This is a genomic window from Mucilaginibacter sp. Mucisp73 (assembly GCF_059491465.1).
In genome coordinates this window covers 182924-203290 of record NZ_CP168507.1, presented here as the reverse complement: position 1 = coordinate 203290, position 20367 = coordinate 182924, and the positions used below count along the sequence as shown (strand labels likewise).

Here is a 20367-nt window from a genome sequence, read left to right as displayed (position 1 = left end):
GGTTACATTTTGTTGTCATGAAAATATCAATTCTGCCATCAATTGGAAAAACTGCGCTCATTACATCAATTTTAGCCCTTATTGCGCTAAATTACGGTTTTAAAGCCGAAATGAGCGAACAGGAATGGTTAAACTGGAGTAACAAGTGCCTCAACACCTCATTTAACCCCGCGCCTGATATCAACCTCAAAAAGTGGGAGATTACCCTTACCAACGACTATTTTTTACGTTTGAGGAAAACTTATCAACACGGTAAACAGGAATATTTTTCCTTTAACCTGCACCGTTTAACCAATGTTGATTATGTGGGCAGCGACACCACAGGTGCAGTAAAATTCAATACCCAAACCGATGATATTATTGTACAAACCTACGAAGACCCTAATGGCAATATCGACTCAATGGCTACTACATTTGATTTACCGGTACATAACATGAGCGCCACCAAATTTGATAGCCTGAAGAATGCTTTGCATTATTTCAGGACAAAAAGTTTATAACCCGTTAGCCCTAACCGTGATCTCGGCAATATCCAACACCTTTATCTCCTGTTCCTTATCCTGGTTTTTTACGCCATCAGTAAGCATGGTCATACAAAACGGACAGGCAGCGGCTACCACCTGTGCTTTGGCTTCTATAACATCGGCAATACGCTCTATATTGATATCCTTTTTGCCTGGTTCAGGTTCCTTAAACATTTGCGCGCCGCCCGCACCACAGCACAGCCCGTTTGATTTGCAGCGTTTCATTTCTACCAATTCGGTATCCAGTATCTCTAACGCCGCGCGCGGAGCCTCGTAAACATCATTTCCCCGGCCCAAATAACAGGGGTCATGATAAGTGATCCTTTTCCCCTTAAAACTTTCGCCACCTTCGGCTTTCAGCTTACCGGCATCAATTAACTGTTGAATAAGTTGCGTGTGATGGATCACCTCATAATTGCCGCCCAGGCCGGGATACTCATTTTTTATGGTATTAAAACAATGCGGGCAACCGGTAACTATTTTTTTAATGTTATAACCATCCAGCACCTGGATGTTCATCATGGCCTGCATCTGAAACAGGAATTCATTTCCCGCACGCTTGGCAGGGTCGCCGGTGCAATTTTCTTCTGTACCTAACACTGCGTAGCTAATACCCACATGCTGCAATATCTTACAGATATCCCGGGTAATTTTCCGGGCACGCTCATCAAAGCTACCGGCACATCCTACCCAAAACAAAATTTCAGGCTCCTTACCCTGTGCAGCCATTTCGGCCATGGTAGGTATCTTTATTTCGGATTTCGAATTTTCCATTTCGGATTTAAATTTGAATTTAAAAAGCAAACTGTTAACTAAAAACTGCTAACTGCCTACTGTTCCTCCGCCCAGTTAAACCTGTCGGCCTGGCTGTATTTCCATGGGGCGCCGTTGTTTTCTACGTTACCGAACATATTATTTAAACTTGCCGGGGCCTGCGATTCTTCCATTACAATATAACGGCGCATTTCTGTTATGATCTCCAGCGGATTAATGTTTACCGGGCAAGCTTCTACACAAGCGTTACAACTGGTACAGGCCCAAAGCTCTTCGCGGGTAATGTAATTGTCAAGCAATGATTTATCATCCTGATGGTCTTTACCGTGCTTATCAATGTTATTGCCGACTTCCGTAATCCGGTCGCGGGTATCCATCATGATCTTGCGCGGCGACAGCAGTTTGCCGGTAATGTTAGCCGGGCAAACCGAGGTGCACCTGCCGCATTCGGTACAGGTATATGCCTCCATCAGGTTTTTCCAGGTAAGGTCGGTTACATCCTTTGCACCAAAACGGGCGGGCTCGCCATTATTTTCGGGAACGAATGATGGATCGAGCATGGCTTTGACCTCATTAGTAACCGATGCCATATTGGTAAATTTCCCTTTAGGGTTCAAGTTTGAATAGTACGTATTGGGGAAAGCCAACAGGATATGAAAATGCTTTGAATATGGCAGGTAATTTAAGAAACACAAGATTCCTACAATATGAAACCACCAGCAAACACGCTCGGTAATTACCAATGCCGAAGCGCTACCAGGCAGTAACGGTGCCAGCAATGAACTCACCGGAAAGCTTCCGGCTGTAACGTAATGACCAAAATGTAGTAATTGTAATTTATAATCGGCCGCATTCATGGTCAGGAAAGCGGTCATGAGCAATATTTCAGTAATGAGGATGTAATTCGCATCGGATTTTGGCCATTTAGTCATTTCTGTCCCCGTAAAGCGTTTCAGATGCACAACATTGCGCCTGCACAGGAAAACGATACATGCCGTAAGTACCAATACTGCAAGCATCTCGAAACCGCCTATTAAAAAACCATACAAACCACCAAGAGGATGTGAAAAGATGCGGTGCGAGCCAAAGATCCCATCAATCATGATCTCCAGCACTTCAAGATTGATGATAATAAAACCAATATAAATAAAAAAGTGCATTACCGCCGCTACGGGGCGTTTAACCATTTTGGTTTGCCCAAGGGCAATTTTGGCCATTACTTTCCAACGCAAAGCCGGCTGGTCGTTACGATCAGTGTCTTTACCCAGCAAAATATTGCGCCTGATTTTAGACACGTTCTTGCCGAAGAAGTAAACGGCAACCGCCAGGATGATAATAAATATAAGCTGAGCAATCATTATGCGTGCATAGTATTTTTCTCAAAGTTAAATGAATTGTTTAAAGCGCGAAATGTTTTGGGATTGAAAAAGTATTTGAAAATTAATTAGCTGATTACCTGCACAATTATTTAAAACCAGCAGGCGAACAGAAACTTTTTTCAAAAAAAAGTTTTCAAACATAAAAAAAAGGCTACATTTGCACTCCCCAAACACGGGAACGGTTTGGTACCATAGCTCAGATGGTAGAGCAAAGGACTGAAAATCCTTGTGTCACTGGTTCGATCCCAGTTGGTACCACAGCAATAAAAAGGTCATTTTTCGATAAGGAAATGACCTTTTTTTGCATTTAAAGGCATCTTTTCTCTCTGACTAAATATTGATTCACATTTTCATTGCTCCGTATTTAATTAAACGGTCTTATTCCTTTTTAAATAATTCATTAACAAGCTTTTAATAATTCACTAACAAATTGTTTATGATATATATTATTTGTAAGTTTATGTAACCAATTGCATTATTTATGGTGATAAAATTTTAGGCATTATTTTGTCCTTACCTGGCTCTTTTTACTAAGAAGTCGTCGCCCGCCAAATAAAAACCGCTACCAGACGAAATAAAGCCTTATATCATATTAAACCTTAAGCATTATGAATAAGATTTTAGTTTTCGCAGCTTTATTTAGCTTCTTGATCTTTGGATGCAAGAAAAAAGAGAAGTCGTCCGAGGCAGGCCTTTCGGGTGTATATGAACTTGAAAAACAAGTGCTTGATCGAGGAGGCAAAGATTCTGTTATTAAACGAACGCAAATTAAAATCTACACAGATCATAATTATTTATACGCCAGTATAGTTCCTGATTCATCTGTTGGGTTTGGTGTGGGCACTTATACACTTGACTCGGCCAACCGACTTAAGGAACATAGTATTTACACCAGCAGAGCGCTCGACTCATCCCTAACGTATAATCTTGAGGTTACAAAAAAACCTGATGGTTATACCCAAGTCATCCCCGACTTTGCCACGGTAAAAGGTGTAAAATATGCATTGAAGGAAGATTATAAAAAATTCCCGTCGGCGGATAGCTCAGTGCTTGACGGCTTGTGGAAAATGGAAAGAACCTATACAATAAAAGGCAAAGACACAATCCCAACTGACGTAACGCAGTATAAAATATTCTGGGGAGGGCATTTTATTTTCGTCCACAGGCTCGCTCAAAATAAGGAAAAAACCATCTTTAAAAATGGGTTTGGCACCGGGGTATTTACTTTTAGTAATGATACGCTTAGGGAAGAAGAGCAAATATCAAATTACAGGCTTCTTCAGGGTAATAAATTTACTGTTAAAGTTACGATGAATGGCCATGACCAATATACCCAGGTGATTAATAGTGCTACAAATGGCCAATCTGTAGAAATCTACAGGCGAGTCAAATAAAAATTCTTTATTTAATCTTGCGTCACTGGTTCGATCCCTGTTGGTACCACAGAAAAAGAAATCCTCTAAGTTAACGCTAAGAGGATTTTTTGCTTCTTGCAAATATCAATCTATTTTCAATAACTTTGTATTTCAAAGTGCTTTTATGAACATAAATTACAGGTAAACATGCCCATTTCTACCACACTCGACCAATTGCATTACCAGGCAAAAGGAAATAAATGGATGCGGCTTTTCGCTGTATTTAACAGGATAGTGCTGGCGGGCGGTTTTTTTATCGCCGGTAGCGTTAAAATTATGGGTGAGCGGTTCGCCAGCGGTTTGTCGACCAATCAACCGATGGGCCATTATTTAGAAGCGTTGCACCATACAGGTTATTATTACACTTTTATTGGTGTTCTGCAGGTTGCAGCAGCTATCCTGTTATTGATTCCCCGTACCCGGCTCCTCGGGGCGTTAATCTATTTTCCGATTATACTGAACATCTGCATACTGGCCTACGCCGTCAGGTTTGAAGGCACCCGCATCACCACCTTAATGGTACTTGCCAACTTATATTTGCTGGGGTGGGATTATGACCGTTTAAAATTCATTTTGCCATTCAAGCAAAAAAACAGCCATACAACGCAACCTGAAATACGAAGTAACAAGTTTCCGTTCATGTTTTTTGGAGGCGTTTTTGCAACAATAGCCGCAGTAATAGTAATTAACCAGTTCGTATATGATATCCGACCGGGCAATTCATTAATGGAATGCAACAATGGGTGTGCTGGAAATGCCAAGCCGGAGGCTTGTAAAGTTTTTTGCGACTGTGTACACAACCTGGGCAAACCACTGGACAGTTGCCTGGTTCAGTATGATAAAGCTCCGGGTAAAACTATCCAGACATCAGGCGTGGGCAATGCAAAACATAGCAGGTGAGCAAGGATATGGATATGCTATTTTCTCATTGCCTGTCCATGGGTGTTGTGTAGCCGGCGATTTGTATGTAATAATATTGGGGTAATTAGATCCTTTTTTTGGACCAGATTTGTCGCTTTAGCCGTATTTTTGAATATGCGCCACCCTTTTTTGAGGATATCAGCAAGGCTTCGACAACAATATGCCAACCGGTATGAAAAAGAAAACGGAAAAGAAGTATATAATTAAAACATGGCGAACCATGAAACGCCATCTCCGCTCTTTTGTCAAAAATGACGAACAGGAAGATTTGCATCGTTTTCGCACCGGGGTAAAAAAACTGCGGGCGCTTTTGATCTTAGGAGACAGCGCGGCAGAGAATATTGTGCTGGAGAAACGCTTCAAACCTGTTCGTAAGATATTTAAGCAGGCCGGCGAAATCAGGAATGCTTATATAAACCAGGAACTGGGCAAGGCAGTTGGTGAAAACACCGATTTTATCCGGGAGCAACAGCAGATCATGAAAATCACCACCCGGAGATTTAACGCCGATAAGGATCAGCACAGCGCCTGGCTCCGAAAAACACGCCGCAGCCTGCTGAAGCGGATCAGGCCGATCAGTAAACATCATCTCTCCTTGTATTACAGGCAACAACTGAAAATCATTGCTACAACCATAAACCCTCCCCGTTTTAATGAGGAATTGCATACCTGCCGTAAACAACTGAAGGTACTGCTTTATAATTACCCTCTGGCCCGCCCGGAACTGGACCTCCCTTTTAATGAACCTTATCTTGACCAGGTACAAGCAGCCATCGGCGATTGGCATGACAATGAACTGGCCATCGCACTTCTTTTAACCACTGCGGATACCCCGAACAGCAAAGAGACACTCAAAGGACTAAAGAAACAGGCCACCGTGCTTAAAAGACAACTCACCAGGCTCACCCGGAATTTCCGCGAACAGGCAAGCCCTCCGGCCGTAATTTAACTATAGCGTAACGATGTGAAAAAATACAAATTCGAATTATCTATTATAGAACGCTTATAAAGCTCGGGCTTCTACTGGCATATACAAATGGCTTAAGAAATCGCTGGTGTAGCCGGCTGGTGTATATTGTGCGCAAAGTCTGATGCCGGAACGGAAAAACTTTAACTTCGGTATCTTTCTTCTCCGTTTTTATGGAGCCGGGCATTAATACTGCTTAGTTTTTTTAGCGGTAACACGAAGAAAAAAGTCGATCCCATGCGGGGCTCACTTTCTACCCAAATGCGGCCCCCATGCCGTTCAATGATCTCTTTGGTAATGTATAACCCCAAGCCAAGGCCAGTAATGCTCCTGTTTACATCTTTTGCACGATAAAACTGGCTGAATATGTGGCTGATATTTTCCTCATTGATACCCATACCATAATCTTTAACAGATACCTGAATTTCCGTTTCTGACCTTTTTGCTGATACCTCAATTCTATCAGATTCCGGCGAATATTTGATCGCGTTGGTGACCAGGTTGGTTAGCACCTGATCCAGCCTCATTTTATCCCCTTCTAAAATCATTTCTCCGCTTTCGTCAAAATAAATTTCATGTGATGTGTATCCTTCCCGGATAGCTTCAAGGTTTTCTTTGATAAGCCCCGTAAAATCAAATTCTTCAAAATAAAACTGCAATTTTCCGGATTGTATTTTTGAGATATCAAACAAGTCATTGATCAGGGCATTCAGCTTTTTTAACTGGGTTATTGCTTTTGCAACAAAAGGCCGGTTTACATCAATTACCTTTCGTTCCAGCAATTGTAAAAAACCGCTCATAGAAGTGAGAGGTGTTTTCAATTCATGGGAAGCCAAAGCGATAAATTCATCTTTTTTCTGACTCAGCTCCTTTACTTCTGTAAACAGCCTGGAATTATCGAGTGCCACTGCCGCCTGGGAAGCCAGGCTAACCACGATGTCTTCATGCTCTTGCATGAAGACTCCGGCTTCCGGGTGACCAAAGAATAAGCCACCAATAACATTGCCTGAACTGCTTATAACCGGCACGGCCAGGTAGCTTACTACCGGCAGATGCCCCCCGGGCATTCCAAAATGCGGTGCATTTTGTCCATATCTGGGGTCTTTCGTTATATCATCTACCCTTAGTACGCCTTCCCCGCTAAATGTGCGATGGAAAACTGCCGTATTCCGGGGCATTCCGAAATTTTCAAATGCCTCTTTTGGCGCGCCCGACAAAGAGTACAACATATAGGCTTCGCCGTCCTGATTTATGGTATTATAAAAAAATGCGCCAAAAGCGGCACCGGTAATTTGTGTAGTGGCATCCGTTACTTTTTGCAGGATTGATTCGGTATCAAGTTTCTCCGAAATGACTTTCCCTATAGTATTCAGGATCTTCAATTTTTCCGCCTGGTGTCGGATAGCCGTTTCGGCTTTCTTTGCGGCTGTAATATCCCTGGCAATCTTTGATGCGCCAATAATGGTTCCATGCCGGTCCTTTACCGGTGAAACAGTAAGGGATATGTCAATGGCGCTCCCATTTTTGTGCAGTCTAACGGTCTGGAAATGATCAACTTTGTTACCGCTCCTGATGTTTTCAATGATAACATCTTCTTCGGACAGCCTGTCGCGAGGAATAAGAATAGATATATGTTTACCGATAGTCTCTCTTTCCTGGTAACCAAATATCTTTTCGGCACCACCGTTCCAGGTAGTGATGATCCCGTTAAGGGTTTTGCTAATAATGGCATCATCAGAATTTTCAACAATTGCAGCCAGCATGCCCCGTTTCTCTTCTGTCTCTCGTTCGTGGGTCACATCACGCATAATGTGAGATGCTCCAATTACCTCCCCCTGTTCATCCCTTATTGGCGAAATAGTAAGTGACACCGGAAAATCAATCTGTAGCTTACTGCTGCGGACAGTATATAAGTGATTTATTCTTTCACCAGACCATACACGTTCAAGAATAGCCAGTTGTTCCCGACGAACGCTTTCGGGGATCAGGGTAAGGATGTTCTGCCCTAATAACACCGGGGCCGGGCAGCCAAACATCTTTTCAGCAGCCGGATTGCAGTTTAAAATAATATAGTCAAGATCATGGCTCAATACCGCATCTTCCATTCCTTCAAAAATGGCGGTTAAGGTGAAGAGGTCAGGTAATAAGTTATTTTTCATGAAAAGCTATCTTCTTTTGCCCTGTTAGTAAATATCCGGTTTTATTAAGATGTGTGGTTTATACATCTTATCCAATCATTGAAAACTCAACAGGCTGTTTCGATGCAGGAGTAACAGGGATTGGCAAAAAAAGTTTTAAGCACCGTGCATGCTATGTTACTTTGTTATACAATAGCTAACGTTTATTCCTTCGTTAATGATCAGAAAATAAAACTTATGAATGCTGTTGCTTGCGTTTGTATTCACTTGGCGTGCAGCCATATTTTGTTTTAAAAACCGTGGAGAAATAGTTTGGTGTAGAGAAACCCACCATATAGGTTATTTCGGATATCGGATACCCTTCATTCATTAACAAATATTTCGCTTTTTTTAACCGGCGGTTTAATATGTAATCAGAGATGCTGCAGCCAAGCAACGCTTTAACCTTTCGGTAAAGCTGGATCCTTGAAACACCTATCAGTTTACAGATCTCATCAACGCTAAAGTTCTCATTCGCTAAATTCTGTTCTACAATACCGGCAAAATCATTCAGGAATTTTTTGTCGAGGGCTTTTGAGACAGGCACAGTTGATTTACTTACATCACTGGTAAAATGTTCTTTAAGTGTTGCCCGGCTTTTGATCAAATTCTTCACGGTAGCGAGTAAATAATCAAAGTTAAACGGCTTAACAATGTAGGCATCGGCCATGCAGGTAATCCCATCTATCTGTTGTTCAACACTGCCTTGTGCCGTTAAAAGAATAATAGGGATGTGCGAGGTACGGACATCAGTTTTTAGTTTAACTGTTAACGTTTTGCCAGACATCCCCGGCAGCACCACATCAGATATGATCAGGTCCGGAACACGCTCAAAGGTTTCATTTAATCCGCTTGTGCCATTATCCGCTGTAAATATCTCATAAGTAGTTCCTAATTTTTCACACAGGTAGTTCAGCAGGTCCTTATTATCTTCGATGATCAATACAGATTGCTCCCTGGGCGTGCCGAATATTTGCCCTTCATCCGTTAATGTAACAGGTGCAGCAAGGTCTGTAACATAAATTTTTGCCCGCTCTTCAAGATCTGTTTGTTTTGTGTTGATATGCTCCTGCAAAGTTTGGCCAAAATGACTATTTCCTAACAGCAGGTTAATGGTAAAAGTAGTTCCTTCCCATTTTTTACTCTTAACTTCGATACTGCCATGATGCAGGGACACGATTTCTTTTGACAGTGCAAGCCCTAATCCGGATCCTCCCGAAGAGCTGTTTTCGGCCTGGTAAAACTGCTCAAATACGTGGGCAGTGTCCTGCGGCTCCATACCGATCCCGTTATCCTGGATGGCAATATCAACGGAGTTATCATCTCTGTTTTTGAAACTAACCTGGATACGGCCATTGTCGTTGGTAAATTTCAGCGCGTTAGCTATGATGTTAAAAAACACCTTATCTAACAGGTTAACATCATACCAAACCATTATCTGTTGCTCATCGCTTACCAGGCTCAGACTGATGTTACGCTTCTGGGCATTTTCCTGAAAGCTGGTGATGATCTCCCGGGCAAACTCAACAATATTATTGGGCGATACATTGATCTGTTGTTTATCATATTCTATTTTGCGGTACTCGATCAATTGGTTAACCAGGCGCAGCAAACGGTATACGTTTTTATGGATCAGTTTCAGACTTTTCCCTGCAACCAGGTTTAGCTTTTCATTACTCATCATATCTTCTACCGGCGAGAGGATAAGCGTGAGCGGAGTACGGAATTCGTGAGAAATATTAGTGAAAAATTGCAATTTGGCCTCCGTAGCTACTTCAGCTTTTGCCGACATCTCGATCAGCTGGTTACGCTGCTGCAGAATTTCATTATTTTTCACCTCCAGGCTTTTGTTGATCTTCCGGTTTTCCATGAGCCAGTAAAATGCAAGACCGCCAAAAACGATAGCTAACACCAGCGACATTACAATTACGTTTAAAACCAATTGCTGGCTGTTGTACACCTCACGCTGCTCCGTCAGTAATGATCGTTGCCGTTCAATATCTTTCTGCTGACTGCTGATCTTGCTCCATTGCATTTTCATTAACTGTACATTGGCAGAGTCAATAACAACCGACTGTAGCAGGTTTTCCCTTGCAAACGACTCTTTATTCAGGATCCTGAAAGCGGTCATAATTGCTTCTTTACCCCCTGTAGGATATAGCATACTGGCATTGATAGTTTTTGAAGCTACCATTTGCAAGCCACCTCCATGTCCGGGCAAGGCATCAACTCCCAATACTTTGGTGCCATGAATTTTAAATTTGTCAAGCACCTCTCTCGTCCCGAGGGCCATTACGTCGTTATGTGCAAATATTACATCCGCATTTTTTATAACAGGCGCTATCCTGGTCAATTGCTTTTTAGCGCTATCCTTTAACCAATCGCCATATATCCTGTCGCTGATATTAATATCAGCGTATCTCCTTAACCCGTCGGAAAAGCCGCGGTCTCTTTCAATAGCCGGAGACGAGCCGGGCAGCCCCATAACTTCTATAACGTTCCCCCTGCCTTTTAAAAGGGCACCTGCATATTCACCCGCCATTTTACCTATCTGGTAATTATCCGCACCAACATAAGCTGTATATAAAGCTGATGACGTTTTACGGTCGATCACAATCACCGGGATCCCTTTATTGTACGTTTGCTCCACTATCCCGGTGAGGGGCTGCGCTTCATTGGGTGATATGATCAATAGATCGACACCATCATCCAGCATTTTCTTTACCTGTTCAACCTGTTTGCTGCTGTTACCGTCCGCATCGGCATAAATAAACTGGGCGTCGGGGTGTAATGAAAGTTCCATCCTCATTTCATCAAGCATCGTGCGACGCCAGAGATCAGAACCAATACATTGCGAAAACCCTATCGTATACTGTGATGTTTTATCAGCCCGCTTACAACCGGCAGCAATAAGCATGATAAAACCGATCAGCAGGATACCGGTCCGTATGTTTTTTGCATGCCATTTATTAAGCAAGGTCATAAGCTCAGATTATTTGGAAGAAAAAGGTAATAAACAGGATTAATTATTGGTTTATTTTTTCCGTTTCAGGATTAAACAAAGTAAAGATATCTATAAACGTTCCTGAAAAACAAATTTATAGGGCCGGGCAACCTACCTCACAACCGGAGTGATGTAACCAAATTGAAAGTAACAGGTAACATAAACGAATATTTCCATTTCAAATTTCGCATTTTTTATTTTATCTAACTGAAAACCAACAAGATAAAACAAGATTGATTTTTATACTTTATTGATACAAAATCAATAACCCTCACATGGCCCATTACCCTACTTTGGCCTCAATAAATCCAATATAACACCTTTTATAATTATTATGAGAAAACACTCCGTCCTGGCCTGGTCCATGGTCGTGGCCCTTGGTGGCTTCCTTTTCGGGTTTGATACCGCTGTAATATCGGGCGCTGAAAAATCTATCCAGCAATTCTGGCACCTATCCGTAGTGGAGCATGGGTTCACGATTTCTATCGCACTAATAGGAACAGTCATCGGGTCATTGTTAGGAGCCCGGCCTTCAGATCTGTTTGGCCGTAAAAACACGCTTTACTTTGTAGCTGCGGCGTATTTACTATCATCATTGGGCACTGCACTGGCCGATAGCTGGTATGTATTTCTGGTTTTCAGGTTACTGGGCGGTCTTGGTGTTGGTATCTCATCAGTTACAGCACCTATCTATATTTCAGAAGTTTCACCTGCTGACCGCCGGGGCAGGCTGGTGGGCCTGTTTCAGTTTAACGTGGTGCTGGGCATTCTGATATCATATCTGTCCAACTACCTTATCAGCCAGGTTGGCGAAACTTCATGGCGATGGATGCTTGGCGTACAGGCTTTCCCTTCGGCTCTGTTTTTAATACTGATCTACTTTATACCTGAAAGCCCGCGCTGGCTTATTCTTAAAAAGGGCGAAATGGAAAAGGCCCTCGGGATCTTACGGATCATTAATCCGCTTAACTGTGAACAGGAGCTGGCATCTATCAAACACTCAACTTTAAATGATACTGCTTCCGACGGCAACCTCTTCTCGGGTCAATATAAAACACCTATAATATTAGCTGTGCTGTTCGCCTTTTTCAACCAGGTTTCGGGTATCAATGCTATTATTTATTATGCACCCCGCATATTTGAAATGGCAGGCCTTGGAGCCCATTCATCGTTATTGTCAACAGTGGGCCTTGGAGCAATCAACTTTGTGTTCACCCTTGCTGCTATTAATATTATTGATAAAGTAGGCCGCCGGATCCTGATGCTCATTGGTTCGGTTGGTCTGATCATTTCCCTGTTCCTGGTAGCCTACACCTTTTACTCCGGAAACATGAGCGGCTTTGCCGTTCCCGCTTATATGATGCTGTTCATTGCATTCTTTGCGTTTTCGCAGGGCGCCGTTATCTGGGTATTTATTTCGGAAATATTTCCAAACCAGGTACGTGCCAAGGGCCAAACATTGGGCAGCTCAACCCACTGGATCATGGCTGCATTGATCGCTTTCTCCTTTCCGTATTTCGCCGAAAAGCTTGGCGGCACAATAACATTTTCCTTTTTCGGCACCATGATGATATGCCAGCTAATTTTTGTGTGGAGGTTGATGCCCGAAACCAAAGGCAGATCGCTGGAGCAAATTGAAACTAACATGGTAATGCATTAATCAAGATCTGCTATGATGAACCTACACACAAATACCATAACGCCGGCCATTTGCTATGGCGAGATACTTTGGGATGTTTTGCCGGATGGCCCCCAACCCGGAGGTGCTTTGCTGAATGTTTCATACCATCTTAATAAACTGGGTATACCCACCAGCCTGGTAAGTAAAATTGGTAATGACGCCGATGGTCAAAAGCTTGAAAACCTGCTCGACGACTGGGGCATAAAAAAACACCTGCTGCAAACAGATTCCGAACACCCAACCAGCCAGGTGATAGCCAAAATGAATAATGGCAACGAGGTATCCTACGAGATTATTTTTCCTGTAGCCTGGGATTTTATTAATGACAGCGAGCATATTAAAACACAGATCAGGCCGTCAACCTATTTCGTTTTCGGTAGCCTTGCGTCAAGGAACAACGTATCGCGCAACACCTTGTTTGAGCTGCTGGAAAGCGATGCTATTAAAGTATTCGACATTAATTTAAGACCGCCTTTTATAAGCCGCGATCTGCTGGCCGACCTGTTGCACAAAGCCAACATTGTAAAATTTAACCAGGCCGAGCTTGAAATGGTGCAGGGCCTGTTCAGGGGTTCATTCTGGAAGGAATCGGAACAGATCAAATTTATTCAGGATCATTTTAACATCCCTGAGATCATAGTTACCAAAGGCGAATTCGGCGCTTCTTATTATAAAGAAGATAAAGCCTATCACATTGCCGGGCGTGAGGTGAAAGTAAGGGATACCATAGGGAGCGGCGATTCCTTTTTAGCGGCATTCATAGCCAACCATTACCGTGGCGAATCACCAGAAATTTTACTAAAAAATGCAATAGCGATGGGCGGCTTCATTGCAACGAAGAAAGGAGGTTGTCCGGATTATAAAATCAAAGAATACCAAGACTTTATAAACAAGATGTTTTAACCAAACCAATTACTCTTAAACAAAAATCAATGAGAAAATTATTACTTATTTGTTCCTTTCTTATACTGCTCATAAGTGAAGGATATGCGCAATCCCGTACCATTACCGGGACTGTGTTAGATAACTCCTCGAAACCTATAGATGGAGTTACTATAGTGGTTGTTGAAACCCAAAAATCAACACTATCAGATGCAAACGGAAAGTTCAGCATCAATGTAAAAAATGGTCAATCAGTGCGGTTTTCTTATGTAGGCGCCAAACCAATACTGGTTACTATTACTGCGGATACCAAAACACTTGACGTAGTATTTAAAGACGCGGAAAACAAGCTGAATGAAGTAGTTGTAACCGGTTACACTTCTGAAAGAAAGAAAGATTTAACAGGCGCGGTTGCGGTTGTTGATTTAGCGCCGGTAAAAAACAATAGTTCGGGAAATACCATGCAGGCATTACAGGGTCGGGTTGCGGGTTTATATATTGAAAAAGATGGCTCGGCAAATGGGGCAACCAGCAGGATCCTGATCAGGGGGGCCAATACTTTAGGCAATAACAACCCGCTGTATATTATTGATGGAATCCCTACCACCAGGCCGGAGGTATTTCAAAACCTGTCGCCTTCAAATATAGCGTCGGTTCAGGTACTGAAGGATGCTTCATCCGAATCAATTTATGGTTCACGCGCGTCTAACGGCGTTGTTATCGTTACCACAAAAAATGGCGGCAACACCGAGGGTAAGGTACAGTTTCAGTTTAATAACAGTACTTCAATCCAGTCCGAAAAATCGTTAAGGTTTAAAATGCTGAACTCTGTAGACAGAGGTAGGGCCCTGTGGCAAGCTTCAGTTAACGATGGGCAGGACCCCGCCGCAGGTTATGGCGAGATCTATAACTTTGATTGGAATAATAATTTCAGCAACCCTGTTTTAAACAGCGTTACGCCTAAACCGTTTGTAGGCGGCGACCCCAACACTCCCGCCGGCGATACCGACTGGCAAAGCGTGTTATATAAAACAGCTTTTGTCTACAATAATGATTTTACGGCTTCGGTAGGTAATAAAAACTCTTCTATCCAGATAAATTTTGGGAACATCAAGAATACCGGCCTTGTACGCTTTACCAAGTACGGACGCACCACAGGTAGCATTAATGCCATAACACGGCCTTTTGATGGCAAAGTTTCCTTTGGCGTCAATATAAAAATCACTAACTCAAACGAAACCCTTACCACTAACGATCTGGGTGGTGCCTCGACCCCATTTCTGGCAGTTACGCTGGCGCCCACTATCCCCGTTTATCAAAAAGATGGTGTAACCTACGCCGGCGAATCGGGGGCTGGTTACTCTGACAGGAACAACCCACTGCACATGCAGGACCTTGCCAAATGGAATAACGCCAACAGGTTAAACACATTCGGCAACGTATTTTTAGAAGTACAGCCCATTAAGAATTTATACTTCCGGTCAAATTATGGTGCAGATAATGCAGACTACCTGAGCAAGGTAATTACACCAACTTTTTCGGAGGGTGCATTGAACCGTACTACCAACAGCCTGTTCTTTGATCAGAACCATTACCTGAGCACCACGCTTTCTAACACTTTGAGGTACAGCTATGATTTGAATAGCAAGCATCATTTTAAAATATTAGTTGGTACAGAGTATATTAAAACCTTTACTGATTTTCAAACTACCCTAAAACAAGGATACGCTATCCAAACGGAAGACTACTTTACCTTAGATGCCGGCACAGGAAATACTATTGTTACCGGCAGATCAACAGGTAATAGTTTGTTTTCGCAGTTTGGCCGCTTTGATTACAATTATGCAGGCAAATATTTAGTGTCGGCTACCGTTCGTCGCGACGGTTCATCAAGGTTTGGTGCTAATAACCAATATGGTATCTTCCCATCTGCATCTCTCGGCTGGAAAATAGACCAGGAAAATTTCATGAAAAACGGCGCCCTTTTTTCTGAACTGAAATTAAGGGCAGGCATAGGCCGGGTAGGCAACCAGGAAATCGGCGACCTGTCGCGTTACGCGCTTTACAATACACGCTATGGCACTACCCAAAACCAGCTTACGCCAGGCTTTTGGGAGCAATATATGAATGTGGGCACTGCATATTCATTATCCGGAGCTAACACAGGTTCGTTGCCATCGGGCTTTGTTCAAACCCAGGCGGAAAACCCTGCTCTTAAATGGGAAACAACCGACGAATTGAATACCGGGTTGGACTTTGCTATATTAAACGGTAAGATCTCCGGTTCATTTGATTATTTTACCAGAAAAACCACCGGCATCCTGATTACGCCTCCCGTTGCATCGGCATTGGGCGAAGGGCAGTCTAAAACCGTTAACGGTGCTTCAAAAACCAATAGAGGCTGGGAGTTTTTAGTAACCTATCACGGCCAACGGTCAGGAGATTTTAATTACAATGTAACTTTAAACTTCTCTCATTTCAGGGATAAGATCACCGATTTACCGGAGAACGTTAGACCAGCCTACCCGGGCAATATAGATAATACCATCATAGGACATTCACAGTTTGACATATTTGGTTATAAAACCAATGGCCTTTTCCAATCGCAGGCCGAAGTTGATGCTGCCCCAACGCAAATCGGTGCCGGGCCGGGCAGAATCCGTTATGTTGATATTAATCACGACGGAAAAATTGATGCCAACGATCAAACCTGGATAGGTACTACACTACCGGCCTTAGAGTACGGCGCAAGAATTGATCTCACCTATAAAAAATTCGACCTATCTATATTCGGATCGGGTGTTGCCGGCCGAAAGGGATTTGACGTATATACCCTGTATAACAATTTGATGCATAGCCGGGAAAATGTAGGGCCGGGTGTATTTGATGGCTGGACACCACAGCATACCAATACTAACGTACCGGCATTAACACTAAAAGACAATAACAACGAAGGCCGTACTTCTGATTATTTCATTGTAAACACGTCTTATTTCAAATTAAGGAACCTTCAACTTGGATATACCATTTTACCTAAAGCTGTATTTACCAGGCTAAGGGTGTTTGCCATGGCCGAAAACATATTTACTGTAAAAAGCAGTAAGTACCTAAGCCCTGATCCAGAGCGGATTGACCTCAACCCCATCCCAATTCCGCGGATCTTCAGTTTTGGCGTCAATGCATCCTTTTAACAATAAAAATCATTCAATATGAAATCGAAAATATTAGTAACAACTATTTTATCGGGGCTAATAATTTTTAGCTCCTGTAAAAAAGCATTAGATTATACTCCAAAGGGTGTATTATCTTCTTCAGATTTAAAGTCGCCAACCGCAGTTGAAGGCTTGGTAACCGCGGCCTATGCAGCTATTGGAAACGGTGATATGATAGGGCCTATATACAGCGACTGGGCTTATGGCAGCGTTCGTTCAGATGACGCTTATAAGGGCGGCGGCGGTACAGGCGATGTTGGCGAAGTTGACGCTTTGGAACATTACAACCTGGTAACGCCCTCGATGGATTCGTTTGTGTCACGCACCTGGAAAAATTTGTTTAAATCTATTTCAAGGGCAAATGTGGCGATTAGGGCAGTTAACTCCCTTTCGGATGCTGAATTCCCAAACAAAAAGATCCGTTTGGCCGAACTGAGGTTTTTACGGGCACATAGCTATTTTACCATGAAATTGCTGTACAAAAACATCCCCATTTTTGACGAAACCGCAACTGCTGCCGACATCCTGAAGGTTTCAAATACTTTATCAAATGACGATTCATGGAATAAAATTGCCGCTGATTTTCAATATGCAGTTGATAATTTACCAACTACGCAACCCGATCTGGCCAGGGCCAATAAATTAAACGCTCAGGCTTATTTAGCCAAATTAAGATTGTACCAGGCCTATGAACAGGATGATAAACACCATGTGATCAATATCAATAAAACAAGGTTACAGGAAGTTGTTACGCTTACACAAGCAGTTATCGCATCCGGTAAATATTCCTTAAGTGCAGATATTGCTGATAACTTTTTACCCGAAACAGAGAACGGACCGGAATCGGTATTTGCCATACAATTTACAATCAATGATGGCACAACTGCCGGACGTTTAAATTTTGAAGATGGCTTAAACTATCCGCACGGGGCGCCTCAATACGGCTGCTGCGGGTTCCATGCTGCAAGTCAGAATTTAGTAAATGCCTATACCACTGATGCCAATGGTTTACCTAACTTTGATACATTCAATAACAGCATAGCCGATCTGTCGAAAGTTACTGTAGATACCAGGTTAGACCATACTGTTGGTATAGACGGGCATCCGTATAAATATGATAATACCAAACCATTTAGTAATAGCTGGGTGCGCGACCCGGGAGTTTATGGCAACTTTCATACCATGCGTAACCAGCAGTTAGCTACAAGCGCATCTTATTTTAAACTGGGACCATTTATGGGCTCGGCAAAAAATTATGATATCATCAGGTATGATGACGTTTTATTAATGCAGGCCGAAGCTTATATTGAGTTAGGGCAACAGGCAAGTGCGCTGCCATTAATTAACCAAATCAGGAACAGGGCGGCAGCCAGTACAGGGCGGCTTAAAAAGCTGGATGGAACTTTCCCTTCATCCTACAATGTAAAACCCTATAACCCGGCAAACTGGACACAAGACTATGCCCGCAAGGCTTTACAATGGGAAAGGCGATTGGAATTTGCTACCGAAGGGGCACGTTTCTTTGATTTAGTTAGATGGGGAATTGCAGAAAAAACTTTAAACGACTACATTAACGTTGAAAAAGTTAGGAGACCATTTTTAGCAACGGCTAAATTTACTGCCGGAAGAGATGAATACCTCCCGATTCCGCAATCAGAGATTACCTTCACCAACGGTTTATATAAACAAAACCCTGGCTATTAAACTATAATTAAACAACGGAAACCTGGCCTGAATTATCAGGCCGGGATTCCCTTTTTTATACCAAATACCATAAGTTTTTGCATACCCTGCCAAATGTATAACCTATTAAAAGCTTAAATTATGAAAACAAAATGCGGCACATTAATACTGCCCCTCCTTATTGCTTTAAATTGTATTTGTAAGGCCCAGGATTCCTCCCCAAAACCTTATGCCGATGAGCATCGCCCCCAGGTACACTTTTCACCGGCTCAACATTGGATGAATGATCCAAACGGTATGGTTTATTATAATCATACTTATCATTTATTTTTCCAGTATTATCCTAAAGACATTGTATGGGGACCAATGCACTGGGGGCATGCGGAAAGTAAGGACCTGGTCCATTGGAAACAGTTACCTATCGCTTTATATCCTGATAGCCTTGGATATATTTTTTCTGGTAGCGCTGTTGTCGATTCCAATAATACAACCGGGTTTGGTAAAAATGGCAAAATACCCCTGGTGGCCATATTCACCCATCATGATCCTAAAGGAGAAAAAGAGGGCACCGATAAGTTCCAAAACCAAAGCCTTGCCTATAGCCTGGATGGCGGCGGCACATGGACTAAATACAGCGGCAACCCGGTTTTGAAAAACCCCGGAGTCCGGGATTTCCGCGATCCCAAAGTGATGTGGTATGGCCCGGAGAAAAAATGGGTAATGACCCTTGCAACACAAGATCATATCTCCTTCTATTCGGCCCCTGACCTGAAAAACTGGAAAAAAGAAAGTGAATTCGGCATCAAGGCAGGTGCGCACGGTGGCGTATGGGAATGCCCCGATCTATTCCCGCTAAAAATGAACGGGAAAACCTACTGGGTCCTGATCGTAAACCTCAACCCTGGCGGGCCTAACGGCGGTTCGGCTACACAATACTTTGTGGGAAGTTTTGACGGGAACAAATTTAGTCCCCTTGATTCAAGTACCAGGTGGCTTGATTACGGTCCGGACGAATACGCGGGTATCACCTGGAGCAATACCGGCAATCGTAAAATATTTTTAGGATGGATGAGCAACTGGCAATATGCTAATCAGGTGCCCACAAAGGCCTGGCGTAATGCCGCAACCATTCCACGTGAGCTTAGCCTGAAACAAAGCAAAGGCCAAATTTTACTGGTATCCAAACCCGTGGCTGAACTAAAAAATATTAAAGAAAAAACAATTGTGTTAAAGCAGCCCGTGGTTAACAGGTCTCTTGATCTTAGTTCAAAAATTAATGAGCTCAAAAGCCGGTACGTTTTAAAATTGAGCTTTGCTACCTTAAAAGATTATAGCATCAGGCTATCAAACACTAAAGGTGAAGAACTGCTTATTGGTTACTACCCTGCCAAAGATGAATACTATATAGATCGTACCAAAGCCGGAAAAATGGATTTCCAAAAGAATTTCTCCGGCCGTTTTACCGCACCCCGGCTAAGCGCGGCTAAAAATTCAGATCTCATTTTAGTAGTCGACAAATCATCAGTAGAGTTATTTGCCGACGGAGGCTTAACCACCATGACTGCAATTTATTTCCCAACCGATGATTTCAACAACCTTGCAGTTAAAACCACCGGAAAATTAGCCATTAACAATATTAGTATTTCCGGATTGAGATCTATCTGGAAATAACTGGCAATAATAAACTCCGAAAGGTTGTTTTCATCCCGAAAGCAGCCTTTTTTATTTCCGGACATTTCGAGGCATTC

The 20367-nt window shown here is 42.7% G+C and carries 13 protein-coding genes and 1 tRNA gene; 10 read left to right on the top strand and 4 right to left on the bottom strand.

Going from position 1 to position 20367, the window contains the following annotated elements; translation table 11 throughout:
• Positions 1-17: 17 nt before the first annotated feature.
• Positions 18-500: a hypothetical protein gene (locus ACEN82_RS00830; RefSeq protein ID WP_413319534.1), complete on the top strand. Its 483-nt coding sequence runs from the start codon at positions 18-20 to the stop codon at positions 498-500.
• Here ACEN82_RS00830 and ACEN82_RS00825 read toward each other — a convergent pair.
• Positions 495-1298 (bottom strand): (Fe-S)-binding protein, encoded by an 804-nt coding sequence (locus ACEN82_RS00825; protein ID WP_413319536.1) that lies wholly within the window; start codon positions 1296-1298, stop codon positions 495-497. The genes ACEN82_RS00830 and ACEN82_RS00825 overlap by 6 nt on opposite strands.
• 56 nt (positions 1299-1354) lie before the next feature.
• The gene (locus ACEN82_RS00820) at positions 1355-2656 is read right to left on the bottom strand and encodes a 4Fe-4S dicluster domain-containing protein (protein WP_413319538.1); all 1302 of its coding nucleotides are present in this window, start codon (positions 2654-2656) and stop codon (positions 1355-1357) included.
• 206 nt (positions 2657-2862) lie between these two features.
• Here ACEN82_RS00820 and ACEN82_RS00815 point away from each other — a divergent pair.
• The 4 genes from ACEN82_RS00815 to ACEN82_RS00800 all read left to right on the top strand — a co-directional run bounded on the left by ACEN82_RS00815 (position 2863) and on the right by ACEN82_RS00800 (position 5962).
• Positions 2863-2935, top strand: a tRNA-Phe gene (locus tag ACEN82_RS00815).
• Between the two features lie 350 nt (positions 2936-3285).
• Positions 3286-4071 carry a hypothetical protein gene (locus tag ACEN82_RS00810; protein WP_413319540.1) on the top strand — a complete coding sequence of 262 codons (786 nt, stop codon included), beginning with the start codon at positions 3286-3288 and terminating at the stop codon, positions 4069-4071.
• A 168-nt stretch (positions 4072-4239) separates the two neighbouring features.
• On the top strand, positions 4240-4992 hold the full coding sequence (locus tag ACEN82_RS00805; RefSeq protein WP_413319542.1) for a hypothetical protein: 753 nt from the start codon (positions 4240-4242) through the stop codon (positions 4990-4992).
• Between the two features lie 193 nt (positions 4993-5185).
• Positions 5186-5962 (top strand): CHAD domain-containing protein, encoded by a 777-nt coding sequence (locus ACEN82_RS00800; protein WP_413319544.1) that lies wholly within the window; start codon positions 5186-5188, stop codon positions 5960-5962.
• A gap of 161 nt (positions 5963-6123) precedes the next feature.
• Here the strand turns inward: ACEN82_RS00800 and ACEN82_RS00795 are convergent, their stop codons facing one another.
• Positions 6124-8139, bottom strand: coding sequence for a PAS domain S-box protein (locus tag ACEN82_RS00795; protein ID WP_413319546.1), 2016 nt, complete (start codon positions 8137-8139; stop codon positions 6124-6126).
• 214 nt (positions 8140-8353) lie between these two features.
• The gene (locus ACEN82_RS00790; protein ID WP_413319548.1) at positions 8354-11140 is read right to left on the bottom strand and encodes a hybrid sensor histidine kinase/response regulator transcription factor; all 2787 of its coding nucleotides are present in this window, start codon (positions 11138-11140) and stop codon (positions 8354-8356) included.
• A gap of 355 nt (positions 11141-11495) precedes the next feature.
• On the opposite strand from ACEN82_RS00790, the gene ACEN82_RS00785 reads away from it, so the two are divergent.
• The 5 genes from ACEN82_RS00785 (at position 11496) to ACEN82_RS00765 (ending at position 20290) form a co-directional block, all read left to right on the top strand.
• Positions 11496-12821 (top strand): sugar porter family MFS transporter, encoded by a 1326-nt coding sequence (locus ACEN82_RS00785; RefSeq protein WP_413319550.1) that lies wholly within the window; start codon positions 11496-11498, stop codon positions 12819-12821.
• A gap of 12 nt (positions 12822-12833) precedes the next feature.
• Positions 12834-13745: a carbohydrate kinase family protein gene (locus tag ACEN82_RS00780; RefSeq protein ID WP_274990103.1), complete on the top strand. Its 912-nt coding sequence runs from the start codon at positions 12834-12836 to the stop codon at positions 13743-13745.
• A gap of 29 nt (positions 13746-13774) precedes the next feature.
• Positions 13775-16915 (top strand): SusC/RagA family TonB-linked outer membrane protein, encoded by a 3141-nt coding sequence (locus tag ACEN82_RS00775; protein WP_413319552.1) that lies wholly within the window; start codon positions 13775-13777, stop codon positions 16913-16915.
• A gap of 18 nt (positions 16916-16933) precedes the next feature.
• Positions 16934-18640: a RagB/SusD family nutrient uptake outer membrane protein gene (locus ACEN82_RS00770; protein ID WP_413319554.1), complete on the top strand. Its 1707-nt coding sequence runs from the start codon at positions 16934-16936 to the stop codon at positions 18638-18640.
• A gap of 120 nt (positions 18641-18760) precedes the next feature.
• The gene (locus ACEN82_RS00765) at positions 18761-20290 is read left to right on the top strand and encodes a glycoside hydrolase family 32 protein (RefSeq protein ID WP_413319556.1); all 1530 of its coding nucleotides are present in this window, start codon (positions 18761-18763) and stop codon (positions 20288-20290) included.
• The last annotated feature ends 77 nt before the right edge of the window (positions 20291-20367 follow it).

What these genes read in the sequence shown, in the direction of transcription:
- ACEN82_RS00820 (WP_413319538.1), bottom strand. Translation starts at nt 2,656, where the DNA reads ATGATTGCTCAGCTTATATTTATTATCATCCTGGCGGTTGCCGTTTAC.
- ACEN82_RS00790 (WP_413319548.1), bottom strand. Translation starts at nt 11,140, where the DNA reads ATGACCTTGCTTAATAAATGGCATGCAAAAAACATACGGACCGGTATC.
- ACEN82_RS00770 (WP_413319554.1), top strand. Translation starts at nt 16,934, where the DNA reads ATGAAATCGAAAATATTAGTAACAACTATTTTATCGGGGCTAATAATT.
- ACEN82_RS00775 (WP_413319552.1), top strand. Translation starts at nt 13,775, where the DNA reads ATGAGAAAATTATTACTTATTTGTTCCTTTCTTATACTGCTCATAAGT.
- ACEN82_RS00830 (WP_413319534.1), top strand. Translation starts at nt 18, where the DNA reads ATGAAAATATCAATTCTGCCATCAATTGGAAAAACTGCGCTCATTACA.
- ACEN82_RS00795 (WP_413319546.1), bottom strand. Translation starts at nt 8,139, where the DNA reads ATGAAAAATAACTTATTACCTGACCTCTTCACCTTAACCGCCATTTTT.
- ACEN82_RS00800 (WP_413319544.1), top strand. Translation starts at nt 5,186, where the DNA reads ATGAAAAAGAAAACGGAAAAGAAGTATATAATTAAAACATGGCGAACC.
- ACEN82_RS00805 (WP_413319542.1), top strand. Translation starts at nt 4,240, where the DNA reads ATGCCCATTTCTACCACACTCGACCAATTGCATTACCAGGCAAAAGGA.
- ACEN82_RS00810 (WP_413319540.1), top strand. Translation starts at nt 3,286, where the DNA reads ATGAATAAGATTTTAGTTTTCGCAGCTTTATTTAGCTTCTTGATCTTT.
- ACEN82_RS00785 (WP_413319550.1), top strand. Translation starts at nt 11,496, where the DNA reads ATGAGAAAACACTCCGTCCTGGCCTGGTCCATGGTCGTGGCCCTTGGT.
- ACEN82_RS00780 (WP_274990103.1), top strand. Translation starts at nt 12,834, where the DNA reads ATGATGAACCTACACACAAATACCATAACGCCGGCCATTTGCTATGGC.
- ACEN82_RS00765 (WP_413319556.1), top strand. Translation starts at nt 18,761, where the DNA reads ATGAAAACAAAATGCGGCACATTAATACTGCCCCTCCTTATTGCTTTA.
- ACEN82_RS00825 (WP_413319536.1), bottom strand. Translation starts at nt 1,298, where the DNA reads ATGGAAAATTCGAAATCCGAAATAAAGATACCTACCATGGCCGAAATG.